Genomic DNA, 7,008 nt, shown 5'->3' with positions numbered 1-7,008 from the left:
CGACGGCGCCGCCCGCCCGGCCGCCCACGACGGGGCGGGAGGCGCGCTCGCGTGAGCGTCTGGGACGACGTCGTCGGGCAGGACCGGGCCGTGGCCGTCCTGCGCCGCGCCGTGGACGAGCCGACGGCGATGACCCACGCCTGGCTCCTCACGGGGCCGCCGGGATCGGGCCGCTCCAACGCCGCCCGCGCCTTCGCGGCGGCCCTGCAGTGCCGGGACGGCGGGTGCGGCCACTGCCAGGACTGCACCACGACGCTGGCGGGGACCCACGCGGACGTGACCGTCGTGGCCACGGAGAAGGTCACGTTCACCATCGAGGAGGTGCGCCGGCTCGTCGGGCTGGCGCAGCGCTCGCCGGCCGGCGGGCGCTGGCGCGTCATCGTCCTCGAGGACGCGGACCGCATGACCGAGCGCACGTCGAACGTGCTGCTCAAGGCGATCGAGGAGCCCCCGCCGCGGACCGTGTGGCTCCTGTGCGCGCCGAGCCCCGAGGACGTCGTGGTGACCATCCGGTCCCGGTCCCGCCGGGTCTCGCTCCGGGTCCCACCGGTGGAGGCGGTCGCCGCCCTGCTCGTCGAGCGGGACGGCGTCGCGCCCGACGTGGCCGACGCCGCGGCCCGGGCGGCGCAGAGCCACATCGGGCTGGCGCGACGGCTCGCCCGGGACCCGGAGGCCCGTCAGCGCCGCGACCGGACCCTCACCCTGGCCGCGTCGATCCGGGGTGTCGGGGACGCCGTCATGACGGCCGCGGAGCTCGTCGAGGTCGCGACGGCGGAGTCGAAGGCGGCGACGGCCGACCGGGACGCCGCGGAGCGCACGGCGCTCCTGCGCAGCCTCGGCGCGGAGGACGCTCAGACCCTGCCGCCCGCCCTCCGGGCGCAGGTCCGGCAGCTGGAGGAGGACCAGAAGCGTCGGGCGACGCGCGCTCAGCGGGACGTGCTCGACCGCGCGCTCATCGACCTCCTGTCGCTGTACCGGGACGTGCTCGTGCGCCAGCTCGGCGCGCAGGTGGAGCCGATCAACGTCGCCCATGCCGAGGTCGTGGAGCGGCTCGCGGCCGCGGGCTCGCCCGAGCAGACCGTGCGACGGATGGACGCCATCGGTGAGGCGCGCACCCGCATCGAGGGCAACGTCGCGCCCCTGCTCGCGATGGAGGCGATGGCGGTCGCGCTGCGGCCCCAGGGCTGAGGACCGGGCGCGAGGACCGCTCCGCGGGGTGCCAGGGCGAGCGGCTACCGTGACCCCGTGCTGACGTCCTTCGCGCCCCGCCCCTCCGCCCGCCCGCGTCGGGGTCGGGTCGTGCGCGCGACGGGCACCGCCCTGGCGGTGGTGCTCGCGCTCGGGGCGTGCGTCGCACCCAAGGAGCAGAGCTCGCCGCAGGACGTGGTGCCCACGGGTGAGGCGTCGGCCACCCCCGGCCCGGTGACCGGCGGCATCGAGGCGTTCTACGCGCAGGAGCTCTCCTGGAGCGAGTGCGGCGCCGGGCTGGAGTGCGCCACGGTCCAGGCGCCGATGGACTGGGACGACCCCGCTGCGGCCACGATCGAGCTCGCACTGCGCCGCGCCCCGGCGACCGGCGGCCCCGACCAGCGGATCGGCTCGCTGCTCGTGAACCCCGGCGGTCCCGGCAGCTCGGGCGCCGACTTCGTCGAGTACGCGCGGGACGTGTTCAGCGAGCGGCTCGTGGGCGCCTTCGACCTCGTCGGCTTCGACCCGCGGGGGGTGGGCGCGTCGAGCGCGGTGTCCTGCGGCGACCCGGCCGAGGTGGACCGCTACCTCACCGCGGACTACCCGGTGGACGACGCGGCGGGCCTGGAGGCGGCGCGCGAGGCGGCCCGGGCGTTCGGGGAGGCGTGCGCCGAGGCGACGGGTCCGCTGATCGAGCACGTGGACACCGTCAGCGCCGCCAAGGACATGGATCTCCTGCGTGCGGTGCTCGGGGACGAGCAGCTCCACTACGCGGGGTTCTCCTACGGCACGCTCCTGGGCGCGACCTACGCGGAGCTCTTCCCGGACAAGGTCGGCCGCCTGCTGCTCGACGCGGCCGTCGACCCCGCGAACAGCAGCGAGGAGCTCGTCGTCGGCCAGGCGGCGGGCTTCGAGGAGGCGCTGCGCGCCTACGTCGCGTACTGCCTGGACGGCCCGGCGTGCCCCCTGACGGGCGATGTCGACGACGGGATGCAGCAGATCGCCGATCTCATGGACCGGGTCGAGGCGCGACCCCTGCCGGTGGGCGAGGGGCGGGAGCTCAACTCCACCCTGGCGTTCTACGGGCTCGTCGTGACCCTCTACGACGACGAGACCTGGACGTACCTCACCCTGGCGCTCGAGGAGGCCCTCACGGAGGACCGCGGCGCGATCTTCCTCGAGCTCGCGAACTTCTACCTCGACCGGACGGCCGACGGCACCTACGGGTCGAACCAGATGGTCGCCTTCACCGCGATCAACTGCCTCGACTACCCCGCGGAGGAGCTCTCCTACGCCGAGCTCGACCAGCTCGCCGGGGTCGTCGAGGCCGAGGCGCCCACCTTCGGGCGCGACTTCGTCATGGCGCCCGGCTGCGAGACGTGGCCCGTGGAGGCCGTGCGGGAGCCCGCCCCCACGACGGCGGAGGGGGCGGCCCCGATCCTCGTCGTCGGCACCACCGGCGACCCGGCGACGCCCTACGAGTGGAGCGTCTCCCTCGCCGAGCAGCTCGCGTCCGGGTCGCTCCTGACCTGGGAGGGCGAGGGGCACACCGCCTACGGGCGCGCGGGGGACTGCATCACGGACGCGGTCGACGCGTACCTCATCGAGGGCGTCGTGCCGCCCGACGGCACCGTCTGCACCGGCTGACCCGTCGGGAGGACGTTCGGCTCTCCCGGTCCCCCTCCCGCAGGAGCAGCGTGGGAGGCGAGGACCTCGGGAGATCGGAGTCGACATGAGCGCCACGCACACCCCGCGCCAGCACCGGCGCTGGGCGGACCTCACGGGCCGGCAGCGCGCCTCGGTGGTCGTCGGCGCGACGGCCCAGCTCGCGCTGGCGGCCACCGCCTGGGCGGACCTCGCCTGGCGCCCCGACTACCAGGTCCGGGGCCGGAAGCCCGTCTGGGCGGCGGTCATCGCCGTGAGCTGGGTGGGTCCGGTCCTGTACTTCCTGCGGGGGATCTCCCACCACGCCGAGCCGATCCCCTGAGGACCCGCCGAGCGGTCCCTGGCGGTCCGTGGCGGACGGGTCGGCACGGATCCGCCTGGCTGACCTCGATCAGATGCGGGATGCTGAGGAGATGCGCCCTTTGCCTCTCGATGACCTCGTGCTGCCCGGGGGCTGGTCGGTGCGCCCCGCGACCCTCGCCGACCTGGACGACCTGCACCGGGTCGCGACCCGGCACGACGTCGCCGCCTGCGGCTTCTCCACGACGTCCCGGGCCTCCGTCGAGGCGCACGTCGCGGGCGAGGGTGCGGCGGCGCGGACCCATGCGGTCGTCACGGACCCGACCGGGCGCGTCGTCGGCTGGGCCTCCGTGCACGACCGGGCGGCGGGGCGCGTCATCGTCGGGCTCTCGGTGGACCCGGAGGTCGGCGAGCGCCAAGCGGACGGCGTCGGCGCAGCCCTCTACACCTGGGCCGAGCGGGAGGGGTGCCGGCTGGCGCGCGAGCGTGGCCTGAGCCGGACCCAGCTGGACGCCGGTGCCTTCGCCGGGGACGCGCGCAAGCACCGCTGGCTGGCCGCTGCCGGGTACGACCACGTCCGGACCTGGTGGCAGATGGCGCGCACCGTCGTGCCGGCCGAGGGCGAGCCGGGCGCGTTCCCCGACCCGCAGCAGGGCGTCGTCGTGCGGCAGGTCGTCGGGGACGACGGGGAGCCGTCGCAGGGGGACCTCCGGGCCGTGCACGACGTGCTCGAGACCGCCTTCACGGACCACTTCAACTACCACGAGGAGTCGTTCGACGAGTTCGTCGAGCGGCAGCAGCAGGAGGTGGGACACGCCTGGGACCACTGGTGGCTGGTCGAGGTCGAGGACGCCGAGCCGGTCGGCGCGCTCATCGGTGAGCGCTCTGCCGGCGGTGCCGGTCCCGACGGCACCTACGTCGCCTACCTGGGCGTCACCCAGGCCGCGCGCGGGCGCGGGGTGGCCACCGCCCTGCTGCGCGCCGTCATCGCGGACGCGGCATCACGGGGCCGCGACCGCGTGAGCCTCGAGGTCGACGCCGACTCGCCCACCGGTGCCGACCGCCTCTACGCCGCGATGGGCTTCGAGCGGCGCTACGCCACCGAGTCCTGGCACCGCGACGTGCCCTGCGAGGCGTGACCGGCGGCACGGGTGCGCGGGCCCCGCTGCCTCAGGTCGGGATGAGGGTGTTGGCGAAGATCTGCCAGGCCAGCAGCGACTTCGCGACGAGGCTGGCGGTGATGTACGCCCGCTCGCCGACGAGGTAGTCCCGGAACTTCCCCACCCGACGGTACTGGAGCCACTGGATCAGGGCGAAGACGTTGAAGAACAGGAAGATCGAGACGACGATCCCGTAGACGAACGCGGGTGGCTCGGCGGCGCTCGTCGAGCCCGGCGAGGCGACGTACACGAGGATCGCGAGCCACGGCACGACGCCGGCGATGCAGCCGAACCAGAACGGCATCAGGTCGCCGTCGCCGGGGGTGTGGTACTTCTCCTGCAGCCAGCCGAACAGGATCATCGAGGCGTTCGCGCCCGCGATGCCCAGCAGCGCCGCGACGTCGGTCATGCCCGTGATCTGCGCGATGAGCACGATCATCAGCGTGCTCGACAGCGAGTACTCCACCCAGCGGAAGTAGTTGTGGCTCTGGGTCAGCCCGGCGGTGTACCGCGCGAAGAACCAGGGCGAGGCGACGATCGCGTGGAAGAGCGCCGAGAGCGCGAAGAACCCGGCCACGGCCGGCCCGAGCGGCAGGTCGAACAGCACCACCTGGTCGCCGTTGGGCGTACCGGGAGGGCCGTTGAGGTACGTGCCGGTGACCGGGAGCGTGAAGTCGTTGGACAGCACGACGACGGCGGTGGCCTGGACGGCGTGGAACACCGCGGCGATGACGTTGTACCGGCGCAGCGAGCGGAACCGCGGGGCGAGGCCGGCGTCGTGCGTCGGCGTGGTGCCGGTCGGCGGGTCGACGGTTGTGGCCATGAGCAGCTCCTGCGGTGCGGCGCGCCCCGGACGGGGGTGCGGGTTCGGTCGAGGTTAACCGGGCGCTGCGCCGTCCCGATCATGGGCTGGGCCGTTCGGGCTATCCGGCAGGGCGGCGCACCGTCCGGAGGAGGACCTGGTCCCGCTCCACCTCGTGGTGGACGACCCCGTCCTCGTCCACCCAGTCGTACTCCGTGTCGTCGAGGACGACGGTCGCCTCGTAGCCGAGGCGGAGGTAGAGCCGCTCGGCGTCGGGGTTGTCGACGCCGACACCCAGGGCGACCTGGGTCCGGCCCCGGCGGGCCGCGAGGTCCTCGGCGGCCCGGACGAGGAGGCCACCGACCCCCTGCCCGCGGAACTCCTCACGGACCTGGAGGTGGTTGATCTCCACGGCATCCGGGAAGGCCTCCCGGGCGGCCGGACCGACGCAGCCGTCCCACTGGACCATGCCCGAGCCGAGCGGCTCGTCCCCGCGCCAGGCGACGAGGTAGGTCGCGTGCCCGGCGGACTGCCGGGCGTGGTGCTTCCCGTGCACGTCACCCGCGGCGGGCCAGCGCGACCTCAGCGCCTCGAGGTCCTGGTCCGTGCACGGTCGGATGTCCACGTCGGTCACACGTGAGGATCTCAGGTCGACGCGCCGCGCGGCGCCGCCGCCGCACCCGGACCGGCGCGACCTCAGCACCGGGACGCACGAAGGCCCCGGCACCGTGGGTGCCGGGGCCTTCGGGTGGAGCCGCCTAAGGGAATCGAACCCTTGACCTTCTCATTACGAGTGAGACGCTCTGCCGACTGAGCTAAGGCGGCGGGACTGCGGTGCGCGCCCCCTTCCGGGCGGCGAGCGCGCCCTACTGTACCCACGCTCGCGCCGGGCACCAAAGCGGGGGACGGGGCGCCCCCGCCGGGCCCGCCCGACGCCTCACCTCATCCGCACCACCGCGGGTCGCAGCGCGTGGAGCGCCTCGGTCAGCACCCGGTTGAAGGCAGCGGGCGCGAAGAGGTTGACGTCGTGCCCCACCCGGGGGACGACGGTCAGCGTCGAGCCCGGGTGCGCCGCGAGGAACCGTCGCTCGTCCATGCGCAGCAGGTCCCGGCCGCCGTTGACGAACCAGACGGGGACGAGCAGCCGCCGCAGGTCGGCCAGCGACGAGTGGCCGTGGACCGAGCCGAGCATGTCGGTGACGACGTGCCAGGACGTCGCCGACGGTCGGAAGGTCGCCACGAGGCGGGCCGTCACCCGCCGGTACAGGCTCAGCGGCTTGCCGCGCAGCTCGGTGGTGCAGCCGGCGAGCACGAGGCCCGCGAGCTTGGGCTGGTGCGCGGCCGCGTAGGCCAGGGACATGTACCCGCCGAGGGACATGCCGACCAGCAGGGGCGGCATGTCGCAGGACTCGACGGCCTCGTCGATCGCGCGGTGCGCCGCGGCGAGGCTGAAGCGCTCGTGCGCCCGGTCACCGTGCCCGGGCAGGTCCACGGTCACCACCGGGTGGCCGGCGCGCGCCATGGCGGCCACCTGCTCGGTCCAGATGGCCGACGACGTCCGGACGCCGTGCACGAAGACGACGGGTCGCATGCACCCTCTTCACTGTCTGCCCCTGCACGGTCCCGTCCGGGACCCACGCCTCGACGGTAACTCCGGCGGCCGGACTTCTCTTCCCGGGACGCTCAGCGGGCGGGCGCCTCAGGCCCCGGCGTCGTCCTTGGGCCGGTCCCGGTCCTTGGAGGGCTGCACGCGCTTCGGCTCGCCGGGCATCTTCGGGGTGCCTACCTGCTAAGCGCTGTGCCGCTCGTGCTCAGCGTGCGGTCAGGGGTGGAGCGTTGTGGCCCTAGTTATCAGGAGAGATTCAGCACCCAACGAAGGGGCAGACCATGACC

7 protein-coding genes and 1 tRNA gene are annotated in these 7,008 nt (G+C 74.3%); 4 read left to right on the top strand and 4 right to left on the bottom strand.

Annotated features, from left to right (window positions below; genetic code table 11):
- Positions 1-51: 51 nt before the first annotated feature.
- The 4 genes from N866_RS15000 to N866_RS14985 all read left to right on the top strand — a co-directional run bounded on the left by N866_RS15000 (position 52) and on the right by N866_RS14985 (position 4,292).
- The gene (locus tag N866_RS15000) at positions 52-1,188 is read left to right on the top strand and encodes a DNA polymerase III subunit delta' (RefSeq protein WP_034227838.1); all 1,137 of its coding nucleotides are present in this window, start codon (positions 52-54) and stop codon (positions 1,186-1,188) included.
- A 57-nt stretch (positions 1,189-1,245) separates the two neighbouring features.
- Complete coding sequence (locus tag N866_RS14995) at positions 1,246-2,835, top strand: alpha/beta hydrolase (RefSeq protein ID WP_245612612.1); 1,590 nt, start codon at positions 1,246-1,248, stop codon at positions 2,833-2,835.
- An 85-nt stretch (positions 2,836-2,920) separates the two neighbouring features.
- Positions 2,921-3,175, top strand: coding sequence for a hypothetical protein (locus N866_RS14990; RefSeq protein WP_034227836.1), 255 nt, complete (start codon positions 2,921-2,923; stop codon positions 3,173-3,175).
- A 91-nt stretch (positions 3,176-3,266) separates the two neighbouring features.
- Positions 3,267-4,292, top strand: coding sequence for a GNAT family N-acetyltransferase (locus tag N866_RS14985; RefSeq protein WP_034227844.1), 1,026 nt, complete (start codon positions 3,267-3,269; stop codon positions 4,290-4,292).
- A 31-nt stretch (positions 4,293-4,323) separates the two neighbouring features.
- On the opposite strand, the gene heR is transcribed toward N866_RS14985, so the two are convergent.
- The 4 genes from heR to N866_RS14965 form a co-directional block, all read right to left on the bottom strand.
- Positions 4,324-5,136, bottom strand: coding sequence for a heliorhodopsin HeR (heR, locus tag N866_RS14980; RefSeq protein ID WP_162177325.1), 813 nt, complete (start codon positions 5,134-5,136; stop codon positions 4,324-4,326).
- Positions 5,137-5,236: 100 nt separating this feature from the next.
- Positions 5,237-5,749, bottom strand: coding sequence for a GNAT family N-acetyltransferase (locus tag N866_RS14975; protein ID WP_052023110.1), 513 nt, complete (start codon positions 5,747-5,749; stop codon positions 5,237-5,239).
- Positions 5,750-5,864: 115 nt separating this feature from the next.
- A tRNA-Thr gene (locus N866_RS14970) sits at positions 5,865-5,940 on the bottom strand.
- A 112-nt stretch (positions 5,941-6,052) separates the two neighbouring features.
- Positions 6,053-6,706: an alpha/beta fold hydrolase gene (locus N866_RS14965; RefSeq protein ID WP_034227834.1), complete on the bottom strand. Its 654-nt coding sequence runs from the start codon at positions 6,704-6,706 to the stop codon at positions 6,053-6,055.
- Positions 6,707-7,008: the final 302 nt, after the last annotated feature.

The sequence above is a fragment of the Actinotalea ferrariae CF5-4 genome (assembly GCF_000603945.1).
GTDB lineage: Bacteria > Actinomycetota > Actinomycetes > Actinomycetales > Cellulomonadaceae > Actinotalea > Actinotalea ferrariae.
Note: the sequence above shows the minus strand (reverse complement) of the source record. Positions and strands in the feature narration are given on the sequence as shown.